Source organism: Pseudomonas sp. SWI36, assembly GCF_002948105.1.
Classification (GTDB): Bacteria; Pseudomonadota; Gammaproteobacteria; order Pseudomonadales; family Pseudomonadaceae; genus Aquipseudomonas; species Aquipseudomonas alloputida.
Genome location: NZ_CP026675.1, coordinates 4,109,619 through 4,135,312, shown reverse-complemented (window position 1 = coordinate 4,135,312; position 25,694 = coordinate 4,109,619). Strand labels below are relative to the sequence as shown.

18 protein-coding genes, 7 tRNA genes and 1 pseudogene are annotated in these 25,694 nt (G+C 62.7%); 7 read left to right on the top strand and 19 right to left on the bottom strand.

The genetic code is table 11. From position 1 onward, the window contains the following. Positions 1-261 precede the first annotated feature (261 nt). Positions 262-368, top strand: a pseudogene (locus C4Q27_RS29840) (3-deoxy-7-phosphoheptulonate synthase); the annotation flags it as partial. 827 nt (positions 369-1,195) lie between these two features. On the opposite strand, the gene asd reads toward C4Q27_RS29840, so the two are convergent. The 5 genes from asd to leuC form a co-directional block, all read right to left on the bottom strand. Continuing rightward, complete coding sequence (asd, locus tag C4Q27_RS19820; RefSeq protein WP_003247195.1) at positions 1,196-2,308, bottom strand: aspartate-semialdehyde dehydrogenase; 1,113 nt, start codon at positions 2,306-2,308, stop codon at positions 1,196-1,198. Between the two features lie 63 nt (positions 2,309-2,371). Further along, entirely contained in the window at positions 2,372-3,454 is a 1,083-nt protein-coding gene (gene leuB, locus C4Q27_RS19815; RefSeq protein WP_020192546.1) for a 3-isopropylmalate dehydrogenase, read from the bottom strand. A 54-nt stretch (positions 3,455-3,508) separates the two neighbouring features. Then, positions 3,509-4,273, bottom strand: coding sequence for a class I SAM-dependent methyltransferase (locus C4Q27_RS19810; RefSeq protein WP_104887237.1), 765 nt, complete (start codon positions 4,271-4,273; stop codon positions 3,509-3,511). A gap of 118 nt (positions 4,274-4,391) precedes the next feature. Further along, on the bottom strand, positions 4,392-5,036 hold the full coding sequence (gene leuD / locus C4Q27_RS19805; RefSeq protein WP_020192544.1) for a 3-isopropylmalate dehydratase small subunit: 645 nt from the start codon (positions 5,034-5,036) through the stop codon (positions 4,392-4,394). Beyond that, a complete protein-coding gene (gene leuC / locus C4Q27_RS19800; RefSeq protein ID WP_010953002.1) occupies positions 5,033-6,466 on the bottom strand; it encodes a 3-isopropylmalate dehydratase large subunit in 1,434 nt (477 codons plus the stop codon). The genes leuD and leuC overlap by 4 nt, the downstream gene beginning before the upstream one ends. Positions 6,467-6,597: 131 nt before the next feature. Here leuC and C4Q27_RS19795 point away from each other — a divergent pair, with 131 nt between their 5' ends. Together C4Q27_RS19795 and C4Q27_RS19790 are read left to right on the top strand one after the other, a co-directional pair. Further along, entirely contained in the window at positions 6,598-7,476 is an 879-nt protein-coding gene (locus tag C4Q27_RS19795; protein ID WP_010953001.1) for a LysR family transcriptional regulator, read from the top strand. Positions 7,477-7,537: 61 nt separating this feature from the next. After that, on the top strand, positions 7,538-10,834 hold the full coding sequence (locus C4Q27_RS19790; protein ID WP_020192543.1) for a bifunctional diguanylate cyclase/phosphodiesterase: 3,297 nt from the start codon (positions 7,538-7,540) through the stop codon (positions 10,832-10,834). A gap of 77 nt (positions 10,835-10,911) precedes the next feature. On the opposite strand, the gene C4Q27_RS19785 is transcribed toward C4Q27_RS19790, so the two are convergent. From C4Q27_RS19785 to gltX, 12 genes are all read right to left on the bottom strand, one after another. Beyond that, entirely contained in the window at positions 10,912-11,355 is a 444-nt protein-coding gene (locus C4Q27_RS19785) for an Hsp20 family protein (protein WP_064490839.1), read from the bottom strand. 1,390 nt (positions 11,356-12,745) lie between these two features. Continuing rightward, positions 12,746-13,717: a tRNA-dihydrouridine synthase gene (locus C4Q27_RS19770; RefSeq protein WP_104887234.1), complete on the bottom strand. Its 972-nt coding sequence runs from the start codon at positions 13,715-13,717 to the stop codon at positions 12,746-12,748. Positions 13,718-13,768: 51 nt separating this feature from the next. Continuing rightward, entirely contained in the window at positions 13,769-14,203 is a 435-nt protein-coding gene (locus C4Q27_RS19765; RefSeq protein ID WP_003247186.1) for a thioesterase family protein, read from the bottom strand. A gap of 104 nt (positions 14,204-14,307) precedes the next feature. Next, complete coding sequence (locus C4Q27_RS19760) at positions 14,308-15,189, bottom strand: alpha/beta fold hydrolase (RefSeq protein ID WP_020192857.1); 882 nt, start codon at positions 15,187-15,189, stop codon at positions 14,308-14,310. A gap of 15 nt (positions 15,190-15,204) precedes the next feature. Then, on the bottom strand, positions 15,205-15,744 hold the full coding sequence (locus C4Q27_RS19755) for a TetR/AcrR family transcriptional regulator (RefSeq protein ID WP_104887233.1): 540 nt from the start codon (positions 15,742-15,744) through the stop codon (positions 15,205-15,207). Between the two features lie 166 nt (positions 15,745-15,910). Next, a tRNA-Glu gene (locus C4Q27_RS19750) sits at positions 15,911-15,986 on the bottom strand. A 42-nt stretch (positions 15,987-16,028) separates the two neighbouring features. Beyond that, positions 16,029-16,104: transfer RNA gene (locus C4Q27_RS19745), tRNA-Ala, on the bottom strand. A 61-nt stretch (positions 16,105-16,165) separates the two neighbouring features. Then, a tRNA-Glu gene (locus tag C4Q27_RS19740) sits at positions 16,166-16,241 on the bottom strand. Between the two features lie 42 nt (positions 16,242-16,283). Next, positions 16,284-16,359 (bottom strand) — tRNA-Ala (locus C4Q27_RS19735). 51 nt (positions 16,360-16,410) lie between these two features. Next, positions 16,411-16,486, bottom strand: a tRNA-Glu gene (locus C4Q27_RS19730). Between the two features lie 72 nt (positions 16,487-16,558). Then, a tRNA-Ala gene (locus C4Q27_RS19725) sits at positions 16,559-16,634 on the bottom strand. A 280-nt stretch (positions 16,635-16,914) separates the two neighbouring features. Then, the gene (gltX, locus tag C4Q27_RS19720) at positions 16,915-18,396 is read right to left on the bottom strand and encodes a glutamate--tRNA ligase (RefSeq protein WP_010952995.1); all 1,482 of its coding nucleotides are present in this window, start codon (positions 18,394-18,396) and stop codon (positions 16,915-16,917) included. A 143-nt stretch (positions 18,397-18,539) separates the two neighbouring features. Between gltX and C4Q27_RS19715 the strand changes: the two genes are divergently transcribed. Then, on the top strand, positions 18,540-19,595 hold the full coding sequence (locus tag C4Q27_RS19715; RefSeq protein WP_049586797.1) for an HlyD family secretion protein: 1,056 nt from the start codon (positions 18,540-18,542) through the stop codon (positions 19,593-19,595). Between the two features lie 49 nt (positions 19,596-19,644). Beyond that, on the top strand, positions 19,645-21,135 hold the full coding sequence (locus tag C4Q27_RS19710) for an MDR family MFS transporter (protein WP_177410042.1): 1,491 nt from the start codon (positions 19,645-19,647) through the stop codon (positions 21,133-21,135). 127 nt (positions 21,136-21,262) lie between these two features. Here the strand turns inward: C4Q27_RS19710 and uvrB are convergent, their stop codons facing one another. Next, positions 21,263-23,278 (bottom strand): excinuclease ABC subunit UvrB, encoded by a 2,016-nt coding sequence (uvrB, locus tag C4Q27_RS19700; RefSeq protein ID WP_010952992.1) that lies wholly within the window; start codon positions 23,276-23,278, stop codon positions 21,263-21,265. Between the two features lie 284 nt (positions 23,279-23,562). Here uvrB and C4Q27_RS19695 point away from each other — a divergent pair, with 284 nt between their 5' ends. Next, entirely contained in the window at positions 23,563-24,759 is a 1,197-nt protein-coding gene (locus tag C4Q27_RS19695; RefSeq protein WP_010952990.1) for an amino acid aminotransferase, read from the top strand. Positions 24,760-24,821: 62 nt separating this feature from the next. Then, a tRNA-Asn gene (locus C4Q27_RS19690) sits at positions 24,822-24,897 on the top strand. A gap of 230 nt (positions 24,898-25,127) precedes the next feature. Here the strand turns inward: C4Q27_RS19690 and C4Q27_RS19685 are convergent. Further along, on the bottom strand, positions 25,128-25,688 hold the full coding sequence (locus tag C4Q27_RS19685) for a DUF1285 domain-containing protein (protein ID WP_020193441.1): 561 nt from the start codon (positions 25,686-25,688) through the stop codon (positions 25,128-25,130). Positions 25,689-25,694 lie beyond the last annotated feature (6 nt).

Sequence of the window (25,694 nt, the reverse complement as noted above, 5' to 3'; positions counted from 1 at the left end):
GTGGCCAAAGTAACCAAAGCCGTCGGCTCCCATCATCCGGCCCCTGCGCTGCGCTCCGGGGTCCCCTCGCTCCGGGCTTGCTCCCGGGAGGACCGCGCTGCAGGCCCCATCCTGGGGCCCAGCGCTTGACGGGCATCCATGCCCGTCACCTCCCTCCGCAAGCCCTGCGCTCGGCCTCCTGAAGTCGCAATCTGCGTCGCCTGAACTACCGCGCGCTTAGAAGCAAAAGCCAAAGCAAGAGCAAGAGCAAGAGCAACGGCGTTCCTCCAGGTACACCAGGCCGAGGGCAGCCATGCCGGCGATATCCTTATCCAGATGTCCGGGCAGAACCTCACCGAATGCGTCGGCGGTACCGACCGATCACCGAGTTCGCTTTTGATCTTGCTTCTAAGCGCGCGGTAGTTCAGGCAACGCAGATTGCGACTTCAGGAGGCCGAGCGTAGGCATTGCGGAGGGAGATGACGGGCATGGATGCCCGTCAAGCGCTGAGGCCCCATGGATGGGGCCTGCAGCGCGTGCTCCCGGGAGCAAGGCCGGAGCGAGGGGACCCCGGAGCGCAGCGTAGGGGCCGGATGATGGGAGCCGACGGTTTTTGGTCCCTTTTTGCCACGACAAAAAGGGACCCGCCGTAAGGGCGGAAAGGTGAGTTGGCGTCGCCATCGCAAACGGACTGTACGCCCGATCAAAACCGGCGCTTAAGCTTTTGAGCTTTTGGGTTACACGCTTACACATCAAGCAGATATTCATTCACGATGTTGGCGCCTATTCACCGTTCCGCCCTTCCGGCGGGTTACTTTGGTCGTGGCCAAAGTAACCAAAACCGTCGGCTCCCATCATCCGGCCCCTACGCTGCGCTCCGGGGTCCCCTCGCTCCGGGCTTGCTCCCGGGAGGACCGCGCTGCAGGCCCCATCCTGGGGCCCAGCGCTTGACGGGCATCCATGCCCGTCACCTCCCTCCGCAAGCCCTGCGCTCGGCCTCCTGAAGTCGCAATCTGCGTCGCCTGAACTACCGCGCACTTAGAAGCAAAAGCAACGGCAAGAGCAAGAGCAAGGGGCTGTCAGAGCAGACATTTCGCCATTAAACAGCGGCATGAATTATCCGGCGATTAGGCCCGCGACCCAAATGCATACTTTCAGGCATAAAAAAATACCGCACTGTCACCAGTGCGGTATTTTTCAGGTGAAGCCTGAACGATCAACGCTCCAGCAGAATCCGCAACATGCGGCGCAGCGGTTCGGCGGCGCCCCACAGCAGCTGGTCACCCACGGTGAACGCGCCCAGGTACTGCGAACCCATGTTCAGCTTGCGCAGACGGCCAACCGGGATGTTCAGGGTGCCGGTGACCTTGGTCGGGGTCAGTTCCTGCATGCTGATTTCACGCTGGTTCGGCACCAGCTTCACCCAAGGGTTGTGCTGGCTGATCATGCCTTCGATGTCGGCGATCGGCACGTCCTTGTTCAGCTTGATGGTCAGCGCCTGGCTGTGGCAGCGCATGGCGCCAATGCGCACGCAGATGCCGTCGACCGGGATCGGGCTCTTGAAGCGACCGAGGATCTTGTTGGTTTCGGCCTGGGCCTTCCACTCTTCACGGCTCTGACCGTTCGGCAGTTCCTTGTCGATCCACGGGATCAGGCTGCCCGCCAGCGGCACGCCGAAGTTCTCGGTCGGGAACGCTTCGCTGCGCATGGTCTCGGCAACCTTGCGGTCGATATCGAGAATGGCGCTGGCCGGGTTGGCCAGGTCATCGGCCACTGCCGCGTGGGTAGCACCCATCTGCTTGATCAGCTCGCGCATGTTCTGCGCGCCGGCACCCGAAGCCGCCTGGTAGGTCATGGCGCTCATCCACTCGACCAGACCGGCCTCGAACAGGCCACCCAGGCCCATCAGCATCAGGCTGACGGTGCAGTTGCCACCGATGTAGTTCTTGGTACCGGCGTCCAGCTGCTGGTCGATGACCTTGCGGTTGACCGGGTCGAGGATGATCACCGCGTCATCCTGCATGCGCAGGGACGAAGCGGCGTCGATCCAGTAACCCTGCCAGCCGGCTTCACGCAGCTTGGGGAAGACCTCGTTGGTGTAGTCGCCACCCTGGCAGGTCAGGATCACGTCGAGGGTCTTGAGTTCTTCAATCGAATAAGCGTCCTTGAGGGGCGCTGTATCCTTGCCCACGTTCGGACCCTGGCCACCAACATTGGAGGTAGTGAAGAACACCGGCTCGATAAGGTCGAAATCCTGCTCCTCCAGCATCCGCTGCATGAGCACGGAACCGACCATACCGCGCCAACCGATCAGACCTACACGTTTCATCGCAACTACACCTTTGCTAAAAGTGGGCCGCCACCGGGAATTTTGGGGGGCGGGCCAGAGAGATTACAGATTCCGCAGCGCTGCGACTACTGCGTCGCCCATTTCCTGCGTACCAACTTTGCGGCAGCCTTCCGAGAAGATGTCGCCGGTACGCAGCCCCTGGTCCAGAACCAGGCTCACGGCCTTCTCGATCGCCTCGGCGGCAGCCGACTGATTGAAGCTGTAACGCAACATCATCGACACCGACAGGATGGTCGCCAGTGGGTTGGCGATACCAAGGCCGGCGATGTCCGGTGCCGAGCCGTGGCACGGCTCGTACATGCCCTTGTTGTCGGCATCCAGGGACGCCGACGGCAGCATGCCGATGGAACCGGTCAACATGGAAGCTTCATCCGACAGAATGTCACCGAACATGTTGTCGGTCACCATCACGTCGAACTGTTTGGGTGCACGCACCAGCTGCATGGCAGCGTTGTCGACGTACATGTGGCTGAGCTCCACGTCCGGGTAGTCCTTGGCCACGTCTTCGACCACTTCACGCCACAGCTGGCTGGAGGCCAGAACGTTGGCCTTGTCCACCGAGCACAGCTTCTTGCCGCGCACGCGGGCCATGTCGAAGCCGACACGGGCAATGCGGCGCACTTCGCTTTCGCTGTACGGCAGGGTGTCGTAGGCCTGGCGTTCGCCACCTTCCAGCTCGCGCTGGCCACGCGGGGCACCGAAGTAGATGCCGCCGGTCAGCTCACGAACGATGAGGATGTCCAGGCCCGATACGATTTCCGGCTTCAGCGACGAAGCATCGGCCAGTTGTGGGTAAAGGATGGCTGGGCGCAGGTTGGCGAACAGACCCAGTTGCGAGCGGATCTTCAGCAGGCCGCGCTCGGGGCGAATGTCTCGCTCGATCTTGTCCCACTTCGGCCCGCCCACAGCCCCCAGCAGCACCGCATCGGCCTTGCGCGCACGCTCCAGGGTTTCGTCGGCCAGCGGCACGCCGTGCTTGTCGATGGCGGCACCGCCAATCAAGTCGTGCGCCAGGCTGAAGCCGAGCTGGAACTTGTCGTTGGCCAGCTCCAGTACCTTGACTGCCTCGGCCATGATTTCCGGGCCGATACCGTCACCTGGGAGAATCAGAATCTGCTTGCTCATGCTTTCCTCTATCCATTCACGCGGCGTGGCCAAGCGGGCCCCACCGAAAAGTGCTTAACGCTCGGCCCACAACACCAGCACATCGGTGCTGAACGAGCCGTCGGCCTCGATCTGGTAATACTGCCGTACTTCTTCACCCATGGCTTGCTGCAATTGGCGGATGGCCACGCGCATCGGCTCGGGGGTGCGCATGCGCTCAACCCAGGTGCTCCACTCCAGGCGCAACGGTTGGCGGGTGTGGCTGCGCACGTGCAGGCCGGCTTCGCTGACCTGGCGTTGCCACTCGGCGGCGGAGTAGTCGCGCACGTGGCTGGTGTCGCGCAGCACTTCGACCGTTTGCAGGTAAGTGTCGAGCAGCGGGCTGCCCGGCGACATCACGTCGATGAACGCCGCCACACCACCTGGCTTGAGCACCCGGCGCACCTCGCGCAGGGCCAGGCCCAGGTCACTCCAGTGGTGGGCCGAATAACGGCTGAAGACAAAGTCGAACGAAGCGTCGGCGAACGGCAGGCGTTCGGCAGCGCCGCGTTCGGTCGTGATATTGGCCAGGCCGCGTTCGGCGGCGGCGCTGGCGACCACGTCGAGCATGGACTGCGAGAGGTCGTAGGCGACCACTTCGGTAACCAGCGGAGCGACGTGGAAGCTGACATGACCGGCACCGCAGCCCAGGTCCAGCACGCGGGCATGGGCCTGCCCTGCCAGCTCAGCCTGCAGCAGGGCGAATTCACTGCCTTGGGCGTGCACGGCGCTGCTGAGGTAGGCGCTGGCCTGTTCGCCGAACTGGCGTTGGACCACATCGATGTGCTGGGTGCTGGTCATGTCTCGTTCCTTTAGATTTTTGTTGCCTGTGCCGGCCTCTTCGCGGGTAAACCCGCTCCTACAGCGACCGCGTAACTTTCTGTAGGAGCGAAGAGGCCCGTACTGTCACCTACGAACTTCAGGCATCACGGAACAGCCAAGGCTGGCTGGCACGGTGCTTGGCTTCGAAGGCCTTGATCGCATCGCTGTCCTGCAGGGTCAGGCCGATATCGTCCAGGCCGTTGAGCAGGCAGTGCTTGCGGAACGCATCGATTTCGAAGTGCAGCACCTTGCCATCCGGGCGGGTCACCGCCTGCGCCTGCAGGTCGATGGTCAGCTGGTAGCCCGGGTTGGCTTCGACCTGTTTGAACAGCTCGTCGACTTCCTCATCGCTGAGAATGATCGGCAGCAAGCCGTTCTTGAAGCTGTTGTTGAAGAAAATGTCGGCAAAGCTCGGCGCAATGATGCTGCGGAAGCCGTACTCGTCCAGCGCCCAGGGGGCATGCTCACGGCTGGAGCCGCAACCAAAGTTTTCCCGCGCCAGCAACACGCTGGCACCCTGGTAGCGCGCGTGGTTGAGCACGAACTCTTCGTTGAGCGGGCGCTTGCTGTTGTCCTGGTAGGGCTGACCCACGTCCAGGTAACGCCACTCGTCGAACAGGTTCGGGCCAAAGCCGGTGCGCTTGATCGACTTCAAGAACTGCTTGGGGATGATCTGGTCGGTGTCGACGTTGGCACGGTCCAACGGTGCGACGAGGCCAGTGTGCTGGGTAAAGGCTTTCATGCTGCGCTCCCTTGGATCAACTCGCGGACATCGATGAAGTGGCCCGCTACAGCAGCAGCGGCGGCCATGGCCGGACTGACCAGGTGGGTACGGCCACCGGCGCCCTGACGGCCTTCGAAGTTGCGGTTGGAGGTGGACGCACAGTGCTCGCCGCTTTCAAGGCGGTCCGGGTTCATCGCCAGGCACATCGAGCAGCCTGGTTCACGCCATTCGAAACCGGCTTCGAGGAAGATCTTGTCCAGGCCTTCACGCTCGGCCTGAGCCTTGACCAGACCGGAACCTGGCACGACGATGGCTTGCTTGACGCTGGCGGCCACCTTGCGGCCCTTGGCGATTTCCGCCGCCGCGCGCAGGTCCTCGATTCGCGAGTTGGTGCACGAGCCGATGAACACACGGTCGAGCTTGATATCGGTGATCGCCTGGTTGGCGGTCAGCCCCATGTACTTCAAGGCACGCTCGATCGAACCACGCTTGACCAGGTCGGTTTCGGCAGCCGGGTCTGGTACACGCTGGTCGACGGCCAGGACCATCTCGGGCGAAGTGCCCCAGCTGACCTGTGGCTTGATCTGGCTGGCATCCAGCTCGACCACGGTGTCGAATACGGCATCGTCATCCGACACCAGGTCTTTCCACGACTCGACCGCTTGCTTCCACTGCTCGCCCTTCGGCGCGTACGGGCGCCCTTCGACGTAGGCAACGGTAGTGGCATCGGTTGCCACCAGGCCCACGCGGGCACCGGCTTCGATGGACATGTTGCAGATGGTCATGCGGCCTTCCATCGACAATTCGCGAATGGCGCTGCCTGCGAATTCCATGGCGTGACCGTTGCCACCGGCGGTGCCGATCTTGCCGATCACGGCCAGCACGATGTCCTTGGCGGTAACGCCGGCCGGCAATTGGCCTTCCACGCGCACCAGCATGTTCTTCATCTTCTTGGCGACCAGGCACTGGGTGGCGAGCACGTGCTCGACCTCGGAAGTGCCGATGCCATGGGCCAAGGCACCGAAGGCGCCGTGGGTGGAGGTGTGCGAGTCACCGCAGACCACGGTCATGCCCGGCAAGGTGGCGCCCTGCTCCGGGCTGATGACGTGGACGATGCCCTGGCGCTCGTCGTTCATCTTGAATTCGACGATGCCGTATTCGTCACAGTTTTCGTCGAGGGTCTGCACCTGCAGGCGCGACACCTGGTCGACGATCGCCTCGATACCGCCCTTGCGCTCTGGCGTGGTCGGCACGTTGTGGTCGGGCGTGGCGATGTTGGCGTCGATACGCCATGGCTTGCGGTTGGCCAGGCGCAGGCCTTCGAAGGCCTGGGGCGACGTCACTTCGTGGATGATGTGGCGGTCGATGTAGATCAAGGACGAGCCGTCATCACGGCGCTTGACCTCATGGGCTTCCCAGAGTTTGTCGTAGAGCGTTTTGCCAGCCATCAGACTGTTCCTCATCAGCGTCTTTCTATGCCAAAGACCCCTTGGCTTGTACGGACGATGCTAGGGGGTTAGATTGAATAACTCAAATTCATAATTTTTATGCTTTGGATAACCCAAAGGAATACGACACCATGGACCTGGCCAACCTCAGTGCCTTCATCGCCATTGCCGAAACCGGCAGCTTTTCCGGCGCAGCCGAACGCCTGTTCCTGACCCAGCCGGCCATCAGCAAACGCATCGCCGGCCTGGAGCAGCAACTGGACGTACGCCTGTTCGACCGCCTGGGCCGCGAGGTGACCCTGACTGAAGCCGGGCGCGCACTGCTGCCGCGGGCGTACCAGATCCTCAACGTCCTGGATGATACCCGACGGGCGCTGACCAATCTGACCGGGGCCGTGAGCGGTCGCCTGACCCTGGCCACCAGCCACCACATCGGCCTGCACCGCCTGCCCCCGTTGTTACGGGTTTTCACCCGCCAGTACCCGGCAGTGGCACTGGATATTCAGTTCATGGATTCGGAACAGGCCTACGACGAGATTCTGCATGGCCGCGCCGAAATCGCCGTTATCACCCTGGCGCCCGAGCCGCACCATTTGGTCAAGGCCGTGCCGGTGTGGGACGACGCCCTGGACTTCGTCGCCGCCCCCGAGCACCCGCTGGCCAACAACCAGTCGGTCAGCCTGGCTGACATCGCCCGCCACCCGGCGGTATTTCCCGGCGGCAATACCTTTACCCACCATATTGTCCAGCGCCTGTTCGAAAGCCAGGGCTTGACGCCGAACATCGCCATGAGCACCAACTACCTGGAAACCATCAAGATGATGGTGTCGATCGGCCTGGCCTGGAGCGTGCTGCCACGCACCATGCTCGACGAACAGGTTGCACCCATCGCTTTACCCGGCATACAGCTGTCGCGCCAGCTAGGCTACATTCTGCACACGGAGCGTACGCTATCGAATGCGGCCAGGGCATTCATGGCCCTGCTCGACAGCCACTCAGGGCCCACCTGACCGGCTGTCAGCCAGCTATTCGTATTCCAAGGACACGTCATACGCCACAGGTCTGGTACCAATGCCCAAATCAGCAAACCGCTTTTTGCGCCTGCCGCGAATACCCGCAGCTGATCCCCAGGAGTCCGAGCAGGCCTGGCAGAACGCCCCGCAACTGCTGGCAGCGCTCAACGGTGCGCACCTGGGTGCCTGGCTATGGGATATCGAAAGCGGCAGGGTCAGTTGGTCGCGGGGTACCCAGGCCCTGTTCGGTTTCGATCCACAGCGGCCACTGCCCGCCGATATCGATTACCTCGACCTGCTGCCCGAGGAGGATCGCGCCCGCACGCGCCAGATGTTCCAGGCAGTGTTCAACGGCGAGCCGGTGGAGCAGGCCATGCGCCACCGTATCCGCTGGCCGGACGGCAGCCTGCACTGGCTGGAGATCAACGGCAGCCTGACCCGCGACCCGCACGGCCGACCGCAGATGATCGGTGTGATCCGCGAGATCACCCGCCAGCGCGAGCGGGAAACGGCGCTGATCAATTCGGAAAAGCGCTTCGCCACGCTGTTTCACCTGAGCCCCAACGCCATTTTGCTGACCCGCCGCCACGACGGCATGATCTTCGAGGTCAACCAGCACTTCGAAGACATGTTCGGCTGGCCCGGCAGCCAGGTGATCGGCAAGACCAGCCTGGAACTGGGCCTGTGGGTCAACCCCGAACAGCGCCACCAGATAGTGGAGTCGACCCGCGCCAACGGCGGCCCGCTGATCATGGAGGTGCAATTCCGCGCAACCAGCGGCAAGGTGCATGACGGCATCCTGTGCACCCAGGGCATCGAGCTGGAAGGCGTGACCTTCCTGATCAGTACATTCGTCGACACCACCGAACGCAAGCGCGCCGAGCAGGCCCTGAAGGACAGCCAGGAGCGCCTGGACCTGGCCCTGGACTCGGCGCAACTTGGCACCTGGGACTGGCACATCCCAAGCGGCATGCTCTACGGCTCGGCCCGCGCCGCGCAGCTGCATGGCTTGCCGCCCATCCCCTTTCATGAATCGTTCGATGCGTTCTTCGAGGGCGTGCCGGAGCACGAGCGCAACTCGATGCGACAAGCCTACCGTAGCCTGCGCGAAGGGCCCGCCGGAAACTATCAGATCACCTACCGGGTGCAGCTGGAAAACGGCACTTCACGCTACATCGAAAGCCGCGCGCGGCTGTACCGCGACGACCAGGGCATCCCCCTGCGCATGGCGGGCACCTTGCTCGACATCACCGATCAGGTGGAGCGCGAACAGCGCCTGAGCGCCTCGGAAGAGAAGTTTGCCAGCCTGTTCCAGGTCAGCCCCGACCCGATCTGCGTCACCCGCCAGGACACTGGCCAGTTCATCGAGATCAATCCGGCGTTCACCCAGACCTTCGGCTGGAGCAGCGCGCAGGTGCTTGGGCGTACCGCCGAGGAAATCGGCCTGTGGGCCGAGTCCGTCGAGCGCGCGAAACGTATCGAGCAGGTGATCCGCGAACAGGCCTTGAGCAACGTCGCCGTGGTACTCAACCACCGCAATGGCGACCCGCTGACCTGTGTGATTTCCAGCCGCCTGATCACCGTCGACGACCAGCCCTGCAGCGTGACCACCCTGCGCGACATCACCCAGCAACAACGCGCCGAAGCCGCGCTGAAGTCCAGCGAGGAGAAGTTCGCCAAGGCCTTCCACTCCAGCCCCGACGCCATCACCATCACCGAACGCCACAGCGGCCGCTACCTGGAGGTCAACGACGGCTTCTGCCGCCTGACCGGCTACAGCACTGATGAAGTGATCGGCCACACGGTGTATGAGATCGGCATCTGGGCCGACGACAAGCAGCGCAGCGCGCTGCTGGCCGAGTTGCGCGAGCGCGGCCGGGTACACCACCGCGAGATGCTCGGGCGCAACAAGCGTGGCGATATCCTCACGGTCGAGGTTTCGGTGGAACCGATCACCCTCAACGAAGTGGATTGCCTGCTGCTGACCGCCCGCGACGTCAGCCAGCTGAAGAACGCCCAGGCGCAGATACGCCACCTGGCCTATCACGACCCGCTGACCAACCTGCCCAACCGCGCCTTGCTGATGGACCGCCTGAGCCAGCAGATCGCCCTGCTCAAGCGCCATAACCTGCGTGGCGCCCTGCTGTTCCTCGACCTCGACCACTTCAAGCACATCAACGACTCGCTGGGCCACCCGGTGGGCGACACCGTGCTGAAGATCATCACCGCCCGCCTTGAGGCCAGCGTGCGCCTGGAGGACACCGTGGCGCGTCTGGGGGGCGACGAATTCGTGGTGCTGCTCAGTGGCCTGGAAGGGAGCCGCGAACACGTGGAAGAGAAAGTGCGCGAGCTGGCCGACACCCTGCGCGAACTGCTGGCCGAGCCAATGTCACTGGATGGCCAGCGCCTGCAGGTAACGCCCAGCATCGGCGTGGCGCTGATCCCCGACCACGGCACCACACCGGCCGACCTGCTCAAGCGTGCCGATATCGCCCTGTACCGGGCCAAGGACTCTGGTCGCAACACCACCCAGCTGTTCCACACCACCATGCAGAAGGCCGCCAGCGAGCGCCTGCGCATGGAAAACGACCTGCGCCTGGCCCTGGCCCGTGGCGAGCTGGCACTGCACTTCCAGCCGCAGGTGGATGCCCGCGACAACCGCATCGTCGGTGCCGAAGTACTGTTGCGCTGGCACCACCCGCAACTGGGTCAGCAACCGCCCTCGCAGTTCATCCAGGTACTGGAAGAAAGTGGCCTGATCCTTGAAGTTGGCAGCTGGATTCTCGACGAAGCCTGCGACGCCTGCGCCCGCATGCTGACCGACGGGCTGATCGACGCTGATGATTTCAACCTGTGCGTGAACATAAGCCCGCGACAGTTCCGCCAGAACGACTTTGTCGGGCGGGTGCTGCGCAGCCTGGACGATTACCGCCTGCCGCGGCAGATGCTGACGCTGGAAATCACAGAAGGCATCGTCATACAGAACCTGGAAGACACCATCAGCAAGATGCGCGAGCTGAAGCGCTACGGGGTGAGTTTTGCCATGGATGACTTCGGCACCGGCTATTCCTCGCTGACTTACCTGAAGCGCCTGCCGGTCGATGCGCTGAAGATCGACCAGAGCTTCGTACGCGATGCACCGGTCGACCCCAACGACGCAGAAATTGTCCGCGCCATTGTCGCCATGGCGCGCAGCCTGGACCTGGCGGTGATTGCCGAAGGGGTAGAACTGACCGAACAGCTGGCGTTTCTCGAGCGGCTGGGGTGCCATCTTTACCAGGGTTATCTGCACAGCCGGCCATTACCGTTACCGGAGTTTCGGCAGATGTTGCTGGAGGCGCCGGCAGATTACTGATCGCATGACGGCCGCGCACGCGTGAGAAGCACGAAAAAGGGCACCTCTGGAGGTGCCCTTTTTTCATTGCAGCTCGATCAGTTCAGCGCTGGTTTTTCACCATTGATCGGAATGCGCTTGGCCTTGGCTTCTTCAGGCACGATGCGCAGCAGGTCGATGCTGAGCAGGCCATTGGCCAAGCCGGCAGCCTTCACTTCGATGTGATCTGCCAGGCGGAACGACAGCTTGAAGGCGCGTTGTGCGATACCCTGGTGCAGGTAGGTCACTTCAGCGGCGTTATTGTCGCGCTTGCCACCGGTCACGGTCAGGACACCTTTTTCGACCTGCAGGTCGAGGTCCTCTTCCTGGAAACCGGCTGCAGCAACCACGATGCGGTAGTGGTCATCGCCATGCTTTTCCACGTTATAGGGCGGGTAGCTGCTACCGGCCTCGTTACGTGCCGCGGATTCGAACAGGTCGTTGAAACGGTCGAAACCAACGGAATGACGGAACAGTGGAGCAAGAGAGAAAGCAGTAGTCATGGTCATAAACTCCTGAGATTCAGCAAGTAAGTCATTACGCGACCCGGCTTCGGCATCGCGTACTCAAAAGATATGGCCGAGGGAAACGCTTTCAAGGGGCAAACAGAAAAAATTTGATTTTTTTGCACGGGGTTTGATGGCCTCTTCGCGGGTGAACCCGCTCCTACACGGCCTGTGCCCAGCCACCGACCTGTGTCCACCACCGATCCGGCGTAGGAGCGGGTTTACCCGCGAATACGGTAGCGGCGGCAACGGTGAACGGCGGGTGGTAATTGGCCAGCAGGGCCGGCCTCTTCGCGGGTAAACCCGCTCCTACCGGGGCCTGTGCCCAACCACCGACCTGTGTCCACCACCGATCCGGCGTAGGAGCGGGTTTACCCGCGAATACGGTAGCGGCGGCAACAGTGAACGGCGGGTGGGGATTGGCCAGCAGGGCCGGCCCTTTCGCGGGTAAACCCGCTCCTACACGGCCTGTGCACAGCCACCGACCTGTGTCCATCCTCGATCAGGCGTAGGAGCGGGTTTACCCGCGAATACGGTAGCGGCGGCAACAGTGAACGGCGGGTGGGGATTGGCCAGCAGGGCCGGCCCTTTCGCGGGTAAACCCGCTCCTACACGGCCTGTGCACAGCCACCGACCTGTGTCCATCCTCGATCAGGCGTAGGAGCGGGTTTACCCGCGAATACGGTAGTGGCGGCAACGGTGAACGGCGGGGGTAATTGGCCAGCAGGGCCGGCCCTTTCGCGGGTGAACCCGCTCCTACACGGCGGCCTGTGCCCAACCACCGACCTGTGTCCACCACCGATCCGGCGTAGGAGCAGGTTTACCCGCGAATACGGTAGCGGCAGCAACGGTAAACGACGGGTGGAAATTGGCCAGCAGGCCCGGCCCTTTCGCGGGTGAACCCGCTCCTACACGGCGGCCTGTGCCCAACCACCGACCTGTGTCCACCCTCGATCCGGCGTAGGAGCGGGTTTACCCGCGAATACGGTAGCGGCGGCAACGGTGAACGGATGGTTGAAATTGGCCAGCAGGCCCGGCCCTTTCGCGGGTAAACCCGCTCCTACACGGCGGCCTGTGCCCAGCCACCGACCTGTGTCCATCCTCGATCAGGCGTAGGAGCGGGTTTACCCGCGAATGCGGTAGCGGCGGCAACGGTGAATGGCGGGTGGTAATTGGCCAGCAGGCCCGGCCTCTTCGCGGGTAAACCCGGTCCTACGGCGGCCTGTGTCCAACCCCCGAGGTGTGTCCACCACCAATCTGCGTAGGAGCGGGTTTACCCGCGAATACGGTAGCGGCGGCAACAGTGAACGGCGGGTGGGGATTGGCCAGCAGGGCCGGCCCTTTCGCGGGTAAACCCGCTCCTACAGGTGCAGTACCAGCGACCTGCTCAGGCGACGCAAGCCTCCAAGGCTTGAGCCTCTACCCCCAGCAACCGGCTGATCCGCGCGCAGTCATCTTCCCGGCGCAACTCGGCAAACAACACCACCGCTTCAGGGTAACTGCGAGTCAGCATCGCCAGCCACTGCTTCATCCGCCCCGGCGCATAACGCGGCGACAATTTGGCCTGGGCCTGGCGCCAGAACTCACGCAACAGGGGCAACAAGTCCTGCCAGCTCATCGGCTGATAGTCGCGCCCGTCCCGCGCCGCCGCAATCTGCAGGCCCAGGTCCGGGCGCGATACCAGCCCACGCCCGAGCATGATGTCTTCAGCGCCACTGACCTCGCGGCAACGCCGCCAGTCATCGACCGTCCAGATCTCACCATTGGCGAACACCGGCACCTTGACCACATCCTGTACCCGCGCCACCCACTCCCAGTGCGCTGGCGGCTTGTAGCCCTCAACCTTGGTCCGGGCGTGCACCACAAGGTGTGCCGAACCGCCTTCGGCCAAAGCCGTGGCGCACTCCAGTGCCCCGTCGGGGCTGTCGAAGCCCAGGCGCATCTTCGAGGTCACCGGGATGTTCGCCGGCACCGCCCGCCGCACTTCACGCACAATGGCGTGCAGCAACTCCGGCTCTTTGAGCAGTACCGCACCACCACGCGACTTGTTCACCGTCTTTGCCGGGCAACCGAAGTTCAAGTCGATCACCGGCGCCCCAAGCTCGCAAGCCAGTGCGGCGTTTTCCGCCAGGCATACCGGGTCAGAACCCAGCAATTGCACGCGCATGGGCACACCGGCAGCCGTGCGCGCGCCCTGACGCAGTTCAGGCGCCAGCTTGTCGAACGAGGACGCCGGCAGCAGGCGGTCGCACACGCGAATGAACTCGGTGACGCACCAGTCGATACCGCCCACACGGGTCAATACGTCGCGCAGGATGTTGTCGACCAGCCCCTCCATGGGGGCCAGGGCAATTTGCATGTCGGGGTCTCAGCGGAAAAAGCCGGCAGTTTAACAAAAAATGCCGGCCACTCAGGCGCCGATCAGCGCCGGACCGTAACCTTCGACGAATTCCGCCGGCATGCGCCTGGGCTTGCCGCTGGACAGCTCGATGCAGGCAAAGGTGGTTTGCGCGCGCAGCAGCGTCACACCATCGCGCGGACGCTTGAGCTGAAACCGCCGCGTCATGCGCAGGCGCTGGTCCCAGTCAATGATCCAGGTGGCCAGTTGCAGCTCGTCGTCTTCATACGCGGCGGCCAGGTAGTCGATTTCGTGGCGCACCACAGCCATCGCCCGGTCAAGGCGCCGGTACTCGGCCAGGTCCAGCCCCAGACGCTGGGAGTGGCGCCAGGCGCAGCGCTCAAGCCAGGTGACGTAGACGGCATTGTTGGCATGGCCAAGGCCGTCGATGTCCTCGCTGCCGACGCGCAGGTCGATGACGAAGGGTGTTGCCAGGTCCCAGCTCATTTTCGCTTCCTTGGCGCAAAAGGCGATTTAGCAGCGATCTGCGGGGCAATGTCCAGCCCCTGTGGGCCTGAGGCAGTCGTTATAGGGGCGGGCTTGCCCGCGAATCAGACACCGCGGCGGATGGCACCGGCGGCGATACCGATGTTCGCGGCTGAAGCCGCCCCGACACTAACCGCTTCAGCCCGAGCCAGCAATTCGAGCACGGCTTCACTCAGCCGCGGGTCGGCCAGCACTCGCTGGTGACCACCCTCTTCCAGCAGCATCAGCCGGCTGTCGAACCAGGACTTGTGGATGACATGTGCCTCATCTGCGGGCACGAGAGCATCATCGGCAGCATGCACCACCAGCCCCGGCAGCTCCAGCTGGTAACCCGTGACATCCAGCCGCGCAATCTGCATGCCCACATCGCGCTCGATCTGGCGAATGAACGCTGCCCGTGCCCGGGCTGGCAGCCCCAGGCGATGGGCAAAACCACGCAACACACCGAGCAACCGCGCCGGCGCTGCAATGCTGACAGCCGCCTCTGTACGCAGCCCCATCTGCAAAGCCAGCAGCACGCTCGCCCCACCCATGGAATGGCCAATGACTGCACGCAAGGGCGGCAACTCAGCCGCAGCCTCAAGCAGCGCCCGGGCAAACAGCACCACATTCGCTTGCTCGCCAGGCGAACGACCATGCCCAGGCCCTTCCAGCGACACCACCGTATGCCCCGCCTGAACCAAGGTCTCGATCAAGGCGGCAAACTGCGTCGGGCGCCCTTCCCAACCGTGCATCAGCAGCACGGTCGGCCCTTGCCCCCAGCGCAAGGCAGACAGCCCGAAGCGCAGTGTAATGCGCTCGGCGCTGGCCAGCACAGGCAGCTCCCAATCCCGCGGCGGCAGGTTGCGCGGGGTCATGAAGGCACGGCGCATCTTGCCCGCGACATGCTCGGGGGCCAGGCGGCCCAAGGTGCCATTGACACCGCGAATCCAGCTCAGGGTGGTCATCGCCATGCTCCAGGGTTAAAGCACCGCCGATTTGGCGGCGCGCAGAATACGGTCAGACAGGTCACTGGTCCCCAAGGCCCGGGCCAGCGCCAGCCCCCCAACCATCAGGGCCAGGTCGGCCAGCGCTTTGTCGGCATCCTCAGGGCGGTCGACCATCGCGGCAGTCATCAACTCGATATGCTCGGCCAGCACCTCGCGGAAGACCTCCGGCAGGCGCTGCATTTCGCCCAACGCGTTAGGCAGCGGGCAAGCATGTACTTCGCAGTCCCGGTGCTTGCGCGAGAGGTAGAAGGCCCCGGCCAGCGCTCGCCGCCCGGCGCCATCGAGATTGGGGTCGATCTGGGCGAGCAAGGCACGGCGCTCACCCAACAACTGGCGGAACGCTTCGAGCATCAGCTCGTCCTTGCTGTCGAAGTGCGCATAGAAGCCGCCGACGGTCAGGCCTGCCGCGCCCATCACCTGACTGACGCTGGGCTCGGCCGGGCCGTGCTGGATCAGCGCACTACGCGCCGCCTCCAGAATGCGTTCGCGGGTTCTGCTCTTCTTGTCGCTCATCTGGCACGCACCAAACAAAATATGATGATCGAAATATTATTCTCATCATATTTTTTGGCAAGCAAAATCTGCGGCCGCTTGTCGGGGAAAATGCTGGAGGGAAAAAACAAAAGGCCCATTCAATAAGCGAATGAGCCTTTAAAGTCCCGCAAAACGCGGGTAAACGTGGCGTCCCCTAGGGGACTCGAACCCCTGTTACCGCCGTGAAAGGGCGGTGTCCTAGGCCACTAGACGAAGGGGACGTAACCTTCGCGAAGATCCACTTGCGTGAACCCTGGCAGAAATGGTGGAGCTAAGCGGGATCGAACCGCTGACCTCCTGCATGCCATGCAGGCGCTCTCCCAGCTGAGCTATAGCCCCGAAACAAAAGGCTCATCAATAATCGACGAGCCTTTTTAAGCCCTGCAAAACGCAGGAAAAGTGGCGTCCCCTAGGGGACTCGAACCCCTGTTACCGCCGTGAAAGGGCGGTGTCCTAGGCCACTAGACGAAGGGGACGTAACCTTCGTGCCGATCCGCTAACGCGAACCGCGGCAAAATTGGTGGAGCTAAGCGGGATCGAACCGCTGACCTCCTGCATGCCATGCAGGCGCTCTCCCAGCTGAGCTATAGCCCCGGATTTCTAGCCTCGCGGCCCAGCGACATAAAAACATCGCTTGTGTAAAACTGGCGTCCCCTAGGGGACTCGAACCCCTGTTACCGCCGTGAAAGGGCGGTGTCCTAGGCCACTAGACGAAGGGGACGAACCTTCTTACCTTCAAGACCCGGTTGCTGGACCCGGTCTTGCTTACCAGCCTTGGCTGCTAAGCGGAATTTGGTGGAGCTAAGCGGGATCGAACCGCTGACCTCCTGCATGCCATGCAGGCGCTCTCCCAGCTGAGCTATAGCCCCACAATGTCGCTTTGAACTGAATCGCTGGCTGGGTGCCTGGCGTTTCGTTTTCGTTCATCGCTGTGGACGGGGCGCATATTAAGTTCGGATTGCAGGGCTGTCAAACTAATTTTGAAAAATATTCAAAAATTTTTTCACAGATAACAATCACTTACCGCCCTACCTCGGTTTTTTGGGGCTTAGTTGGCCTGTGGGAGCGGGCGTGCCCGCGAATGCGGTATTGAATTTACCATTGCATTCGCGGGCACGCCCGCTCCCACAAGTTAGGTGCAAAGCTGAATCAGGCGATGGAAGCCAACAGCTTTTCCCACTCTTTGTTTTCTTTCTTCGACACCCCACCCAGCAGGTCCAGGGCCTGGCGCAGGCGGTAGCGCGTCAGGTCGGGGCCGAGGATTTCCATGGCGTCCAGCACCGAAACCGAGCTGGCCTGGCCCGTGATGGCGGCGAACATCAGCGGCATGGCGTCACGCAGCTTCAGCTCCAGCGCTTCGACCACGGCCTGTATGCAACCGGTGATGCGCTCTTTTTCCCACTGACGCAGGCTTTCAAGCTTCCACAGGATCAGCTGGATCACCTGGCGCACCTGGTCGGCCGACAGTTTCTTGCTTTCGAACAGCTTGGCGTCCAGCTTGAGCGCGCCTTCGAAGAAGAACCCGCCCAACGGGGCAACCTGGCTGAAGGTTTCGACCCTGCCTTGCACGTGCGGGGCAATCTTCATCATGTAGTCGCTGTTGAACGCCCACTTCTGCAGGCGTGCGGCAAACTCCTCTACCGGCAGCTCGCGCAGCCACTGGCCGTTGAGCCAGGACAGCTTCTCGATGTCGAAGATCGGGCCGCCCAGCGAGATACGTGACAGGTCGAAGTGCTCGACCATTTCGGCCAGCGAGAACTTCTCGCGCTCGTCAGGCATCGACCAGCCCATGCGGCCAAGGTAGTTGAGCATCGCTTCAGGCATGAAGCCCATGCGCTCGTAGAAGGTGACCGAGGTCGGGTTCTTGCGCTTGGACAGTTTCGATTTGTCCGGGTTGCGCAGCAGCGGCATGTAGCACAGCTTGGGCTGCTCCCAGCCGAAGTACTCGTACAGCTTGATCAGCTTGGGCGCCGATGGCAGCCACTCTTCCCCACGCAGCACGTGGGTGATGCCCATCAGGTGGTCGTCGACCACGTTGGCCAGGAAGTACGTCGGCAGGCCGTCGTTCTTCATCAGCACCTGCATGTCCATGCGGTCCCACGGGATCTCGACATCGCCGCGCAGCATGTCCGGCACCACGCAGATCCCTTCGCTCGGCACCTTCATGCGGATCACGTGCGGCTCGCCAGCGTCCAGGCGGCGCTGCACTTCTTCGGCGCTCATCAGCAACGCACGGCCATCGTAGCGCGGGGTTTCGCCGCGGGCCTGCTGTTCGGCACGCATCTGTTCCAGCTCTTCGGCGGTGCAGAAGCAGTAGAAGGCGTGGCCGGCGTCTACCAGTTCCTTGGCGTATTTGGCGTAGATTTCGCCACGCTCGCTCTGCCGGTAAGGGCCATGTGGGCCGCCGACATCCGGGCCTTCGTTCCATTCGATGCCAAGCCAGCGCAGAGCGTCGAAGATCTGTTGCTCCGACTCGCGCGTGGAGCGCAGCTGATCGGTGTCTTCGATGCGCAGGATGAACTCACCGCCGTGCTGCTTGGCAAAGCAGTAGTTGAACAGGGCGATGTAGGCAGTGCCGACATGGGGGTCGCCGGTAGGCGATGGCGCAATACGCGTGCGTACGGTGGTCATGGAGAGTCTCGAACGAAAGATGAAACAAAGGCGGGATGTTAGCAGGAGGCGGGCACCGGGCTCCAGCAATGGCGCGAACGTCACTTGTCGACGGGCCCTGTGCCGCTGTTAAATTTGTTTACATTTCTGGAACGATAGTCCTCATGCCTGCCCAACTCAAACGCCGCCTGACGCTCTTCTTCGCCCTGGTGGCCATCATCGCCCTCGCCTTCCTGGGCCACTGGTACTTCAAGGGCCGCTTCTACGAGAGCACCGACAACGCTTACGTGCAGGGTGAGATCACCCGTATCTCCAGCCAGCTTGGCGCACGTATCGAAACGGTGCCGGTCGAGGACAACCAGCACGTCAGCAAGGGCGACCTGCTGGTGCGCCTGGAAGCCGCCGACTTCGAGCTGGCGGTCGAACGCGCCCGTGCCGCCCTGGCCACCCGCGAAGCCGAGTACGCACAAGCGCAAAGCCGCCTCACCCAGCAAGGCAGCCTGATTGCCGCCGGCCAGGCCCAATTGGCGGCGACCCAGGCCACGTTCGACCGTTCGCGGCTGGACCTGAGCCGCGCCGAGAAGCTGCGCAAACCGGGTTTTGTCTCTGAAGAGCGGGTCACTACCCTGTCGGCGGACAGCCATGTCGCCGGTTCCCAGGTCGACAAGGCCCGCGCCGACCTGCAAAGCCAGCGCCAACAGGTCACCGCCCTGAACGCCGAGCTCAAGCGCCTCGATGCGCAAATCGCCAATGCCCGCACCGACCTGGCCCAGGCCGAACTGAACCTGACCCGCTGCGAAATCCATGCACCGATCAGCGGCACCATCGGCCAGCGCAATGCGCGCAATGGCCAGGTGGTGCAGGCCGGCGCCTACCTGCTGTCGATCGTGCCGGATGAAGACATCTGGGTGCAGGCCAACTTCAAGGAAACCCAGATCGGGCGCATGCACCCCGGCCAGCGCGCGGAGCTGTTGTTCGACAGCTACCCCGACACACCGATCGAAGGCCGGGTGGACAGCCTGTTCGCCGCGTCCGGTGCGCAGTTCAGCCTGCTGCCACCGGACAACGCCACCGGCAACTTCACCAAAGTTGTGCAGCGTATCCCGATAAAACTCACGTTCCACGCCGACAACCCATTGCATGGGCGTATTCGCCCCGGCATGTCGGTGACCGCCACCGTCGACCTGCGCAGCGAAGACGAAGGCCACAATGGCCGGTGACCAGCTGCTGCGCCCTACGGCGGAGCCAACCCGACGCGACTGGATCGCGGTGATGAGCGTGATGCTCGGCGCCTTCATGGCAGTGCTGGATATCCAGATCACCAACTCCTCGTTGAAGGACATCCAGGGCGCTCTGTCGGCGACCCTGGAAGAAGGCTCATGGATTTCCACCTCGTACCTGGTGGCGGAAATCATCATGATCCCGCTGACGGCTTGGCTGGTGCAGCTGTTGTCGGCGCGGCGCCTGGCGGTGTGGGTATCCGGCGGTTTCCTGCTGTCGTCGCTGCTGTGCTCGATGGCCTGGAACCTGGAGAGCATGATCCTGTTCCGTGCCTTGCAGGGTTTCACCGGCGGCGCGCTGATCCCGCTGGCCTTCACCCTGACCCTGATCAAGCTGCCCGAGCACCACCGCGCCAAAGGCATGGCGATGTTCGCCATGACCGCCACTTTTGCCCCCTCCATCGGCCCCACCCTGGGCGGCTGGCTGACCGAGAACTGGGGCTGGGAATACATCTTCTACATCAATATCCCACCGGGCCTGCTAATGATCGCCGGCTTGTTATACGGGCTTGAGAAGAAGGAGGCGCACTGGGAGCTGCTGAAAAGTACCGATTACGCCGGCATCGTCACGCTCGGCCTTGGGTTGGGCTGCCTGCAGGTGTTTCTCGAGGAAGGCCATCGCAAGGACTGGCTGGAGTCGCACCTGATCGTCGGCCTGGGCAGCGTTGCCCTGGTCAGCCTGATCACCTTCGTCATCCTGCAGTTTTCCAAGCCACACCCGCTGATCAACCTGCGTATCCTCGGCAACCGCAACTTTGGCCTGTCGAGCATCGCCAGCCTGGGCATGGGTGTGGGCCTGTACGGTTCGATCTATCTGCTACCGCTGTACCTGGCGCAGGTACAGGGTTACAACGCCTTGCAGATTGGCGAGGTGATCATGTGGATGGGTATTCCGCAGTTGTTCCTGATCCCGCTGGTGCCGCAACTGATGAAGGTGATATCGCCCAAGGTACTATGCGCGCTGGGGTTTTGCCTGTTCGGCGCTGCCAGTTTCGGTTCGGGGGTGCTCAACCCGGACTTTGCCGGGCCGCAGTTCAACCATATCCAGATCATCCGCGCCCTGGGCCAGCCGATGATCATGGTGACCATCTCGCTGATTGCCACCGCGTATATCCAACAACAGGATGCAGGGTCCGCGTCGAGCCTGTTCAATATTCTGCGTAACCTCGGTGGCGCGATTGGTATTGCCTTGCTGGCCACCCTGCTGGATGCGCGCACCAAGGTGTACTTCGACTACCTGCGCGAATCGGTGGTGCCGAGCAACCCACAGGTGGCTGAGCGGCTGGCGCAATTGGCGGAGCGCTTGGGCAATGACAATGCGGCGCTGGGCAAACTTAGCGAGATTACCCACCAGCAGGCGCTGATCATGGCTTACAACGATGCCTTCCACTTTGTCGGGATCGGGTTGGCGGTGAGCATGGTGGCGGTGTTGATGACCCGCAAGTTGCCGGAAGGGTTGAAGGCTGGGGAAGCCCATTGAGGCTATTACAGATTAGATGCGGTCCCTGTGGGAGCGGGCATGCCCGCGAACACCGGCGCAGCCGGTGCCAGCCACCGCGTTGAATTCTTCGCGGGCACGCCCGCTCCCACAGGGCCCGCGCCCGGCTTCAGCTGCTAATCAACCGCTCCCTCAGTTGCGCAATCTCGTCACGCAACTGCGCCGCAGCTTCGAACTCCAGGTCGCGGGCGAACTGCATCATTTTCTCTTCCAGCTGCTTGATGCGCTTGGTGATCTCTCCCGGCGTACGCAGTTCGGCCTCGTAACGGGCGCTCTCCTCCGCCGCCTTGGCCATGCCCTTGCGCTTCTTGCTGCGCGCACCGGGCACGGTGGCACCTTCCATGATGTCGGTGATGTCCTTGACCACGCCCTTGGGCACGATGCCGTTGGCTTCGTTGAAGGCGATCTGCTTCTCGCGGCGGCGCTCGGTTTCGTCGATGGCTCGCTGCATGGAGCCTGTTACGTTATCGGCGTACAGAATGGCCCGGCCATTGAGGTTACGTGCCGCGCGGCCAATGGTCTGGATCAGGGAGCGCTCGGAACGCAGAAAACCTTCCTTGTCCGCATCGAGGATGGCCACCAGCGACACCTCGGGCATGTCCAGGCCCTCGCGCAGCAGGTTGATGCCCACCAGCACGTCGAAGGTGCCCAGGCGCAGGTCGCGGATAATCTCCACCCGCTCCACCGTATCGATGTCCGAGTGCAGGTAGCGTACCCGCACGTCGTGGTCGGCCAGGTAATCGCTGAGGTCCTCGGCCATGCGTTTGGTCAACGTGGTCGCCAGCACTCGCTCGCCTGCCGCGACACGCTTGCGGATCTCGGACAGCAGGTCGTCGACCTGGGTCAGCGCCGGGCGCACCTCTACCTGCGGGTCGACCAGCCCGGTCGGGCGCACCACCTGCTCCACCACGCGCCCGGCATGCTCAGCCTCGTAGGGGCCCGGAGTGGCCGAAACGAAAATGGTCTGCGGGCTGACATCCTCCCACTCGTCGAAACGCATCGGCCGGTTGTCCAGCGCGGAAGGCATGCGGAAGCCGTACTCGACCAGTGTCTCCTTGCGTGAACGGTCGCCCTTGTACATGGCGCCGACCTGCGGAACGCTGACGTGTGATTCATCGATCACCAGCAGCGCATCGGGCGGCAGGTAATCGTACAGGGTAGGCGGCGGCGCCCCGGCCGGGCGCCCGGACAGGTAACGCGAGTAGTTTTCGATGCCGTTGCAGTAGCCAAGCTCGAGGATCATCTCCAGATCGAAGCGGGTGCGTTGCTCCAGACGCTGCGCTTCGACCAGCTTGTTGGCCTTGTGCAGGTATTCCAGACGCTCCTTCAGTTCTTCCTTGATGCCCTCCACCGCTTCCAGCAGGGTTTCCCGCGGGGTCACGTAGTGGCTCTTGGGGTAGAACGTGAAACGTGGCAGCTTGCGGAAAACCTCGCCGGTCAACGGATCGAAGGCGGCGATGTTCTCCACTTCATCATCGAACAGCTCGATGCGGATGGCCTCCAGATCCGATTCGGCCGGGAAGATGTCGATCACGTCGCCGCGTACCCGGAAGGTGGCGCGGGCAAAGTCCATTTCGTTGCGGGTGTACTGCAGGTCGGCCAGGCGGCGCAGCAGCGCGCGCTGGTCGAGCTTGTCGCCACGGTCAACGTGCAGGACCATTTTCAGGTAGGTCTCGGGGCTGCCCAGGCCGTAGATGCACGACACAGTGGTCACGATGATCGCGTCACGCCGCTCCAGCAGCGCCTTGGTCGCCGACAGGCGCATCTGCTCGATGTGGTCGTTGATCGAGGCGTCCTTCTCGATGAAGGTGTCCGACGACGGCACGTAGGCTTCCGGCTGGTAGTAGTCGTAATAGGAAACGAAGTACTCCACCGCGTTGTTGGGGAAGAATGCCTTGAACTCCCCGTACAACTGGGCGGCCAGCGTCTTGTTGGGCGCCAGCACCAGCGTCGGGCGCTGCACTTGCTGGATGACGTTGGCAATGCTGAAGGTCTTGCCCGAACCGGTCACCCCGAGCAACGTCTGGTGCGACAGCCCCGCCTCTATGCCTTCGACCAACTGGCGGATAGCCTCGGGCTGGTCGCCAGCCGGCTGGAAACGTGTGACGAGCTGGAACTCGGACATGAAGGACCTCGCGGTGCAGCAGCTGTAAATTTAGCCAGTAGTCTATACCCAAATGCGCCCGTTCGGGGGCGCTTTCAAGGCACAGGTGTGGGCGCATGCAACGGTGGACACGGCATTTAGACCAATGGTCGAAAAATATTTGCGCAAATAGCCCCAAAAGCTGCGCCAGAGTGTCGCGGTGACCGATCGGTATCACTATACTGACTCCCCGTTTGTGCACCGCTTCAGTGCATTCGGCTGGAGCGTGTACGCCCTATCACACTCCAATCAGAGCCAAGGTAACAATGAGCCTGTTTTCCGCTGTCGAGCTGGCACCCCGCGACCCTATTCTGGGCCTCAACGAAGCATTCAACGCCGACCCACGTACCGACAAGGTCAACCTGGGCGTAGGCGTGTATTGCAATGAGGAAGGCCGCATTCCGCTGCTGCGCGCCGTGATCGAAGCCGAAACCCAGCGTGCCGCCCAGCACGCTTCGCGCGGCTACCTGCCGATCGACGGCATCGCCACCTACGACCAGGCTGTGCAGAAGCTGCTGTTCGGCGCCGAGTCGCCACTGCTGGCCGCCGGCCGCGTGGTCACCGTGCAGGCCGTCGGTGGTACCGGCGCGCTGAAAATCGGTGCCGACTTCCTCAAGCGCCTCTCGCCCAATGCCGTGGTTGCCATCAGCGACCCTAGCTGGGAAAACCACCGTGCGCTGTTCGAATCGGCCGGCTTCCCGGTGCAGACCTACCGCTACTACGATGCGCCGACCAACGACGTCAACCGCGCGGGCATGCTCGAAGACCTCAACGCCCTGCCATCCGGTTCGATCGTGGTGCTGCACGCCTGCTGCCACAACCCGACCGGCGTCGACCTGAACCTGGACGACTGGAAGAACGTTCTGGAAGTGGTCAAGGCCAAGGGCCACGTGCCGTTCCTCGACATGGCCTACCAGGGCTTTGGTGACGGTATCGCCGAAGACGCCTTCGCCGTGCGCCTGTTCGCCGAGTCGGGCCTGGAGTTCTTTGTTTCCAGCTCGTTCTCCAAATCGTTCTCGCTGTACGGCGAGCGCGTCGGCGCACTGTCGATCGTCACCGCCTCCAAGGACGAGAGCACCCGCGTGCTGTCGCAGGTCAAGCGCGTGATCCGCACCACCTACTCCAACCCGCCAACCCACGGCGCAACCATTGTTGCCACCGTGCTGAACAGCGCAGAACTGCGCCAGATGTGGGAAACCGAACTGGCCGAAATGCGCGAGCGCATCCACGGCATGCGCAAGCAGATGGTATCGCTGCTGGCCGAATACGGTGCCAACCGCGACTTCAGCTTCGTTGGCCGCCAGGTCGGCATGTTCTCCTACTCGGGCCTGACCGTTGAACAGGTCACCCGCCTGAAGAACGACTTCGGCATCTATGCCCTGGACACCGGCCGTATCGCGGTGGCCGCGCTGAACCAGAGCAACATCCACGTGGTGACCAAAGCGATCGTGGAAGTGCTGTAACTCATTGTTTTGCCTGGGGGTGGGTTGACTTCTCCCGGGCAATCAGTAAGATACGCGCAGATTCCGCGATAGCTCAGTCGGTAGAGCAAATGACTGTTAATCATTGGGTCCCTGGTTCGAGTCCAGGTCGCGGAGCCAGACATTGAAGAAGCCCCCGGATGCGCAAGCAACCGGGGGCTTTTTCGTTGCGCTGGAATTATTGGCCAGCAACGGTGAACGGCGGGCGGAGATTGGCCAGCAGGCCCGGCCCTTTCGCGGGTAAACCCGCTCCTACGACGGCCTGTGTTCAACCACCGATGTGTGTCCACCACCGATCCGGCGTAGGAGCGGGTTTACCCGCGAAGAAGCCGGCATCGCCAACAGAGGCCTCAATCACTGCGCCCAATCGGGTAAAACGCCCCCCGGCTCCACACCCCAAGCCATTCCTCCCCGTCGATCACATGCGGCACCGCCAGCTCCACCAGTTGATAAAACACATTGCGATGTATCAGCGCCTCCAGGTTGCTGCGCATCAGCACATACGGTGATGGCTCCTGCGTCAGCGGGTCGATCACCACCCGCAGGGGGTTATCCGGCCCCGCCTCGACCTGGTCCTCGACATTGCTGGTAAAACGCAGCACCTGCTGCTCGCCTTCGCCCTGCACTTCCAGCAACACGGCCACGAACGGCGCATCGTCAACACGAATGCCGACCTTCTCTACCGGGGTAATCAGGAAGTAGTCATCGCCGTCGCGGCGAATGATGGTAGAGAACAGCCGCACCATCGGCTTGCGCCCGATCGGCGTGCCCAGGTAGTACCAGGTGCCATCGCGGGCAATGCGCATGTCGATGTCACCACAGAATTCCGGGTTCCATAGGTGCACCGGCGGCAGCCCCTTGGCCTTGGGGATCTGCGCCAGAAGGTCATTGGCCTTGCCGGAGTCGCTCATCACGCT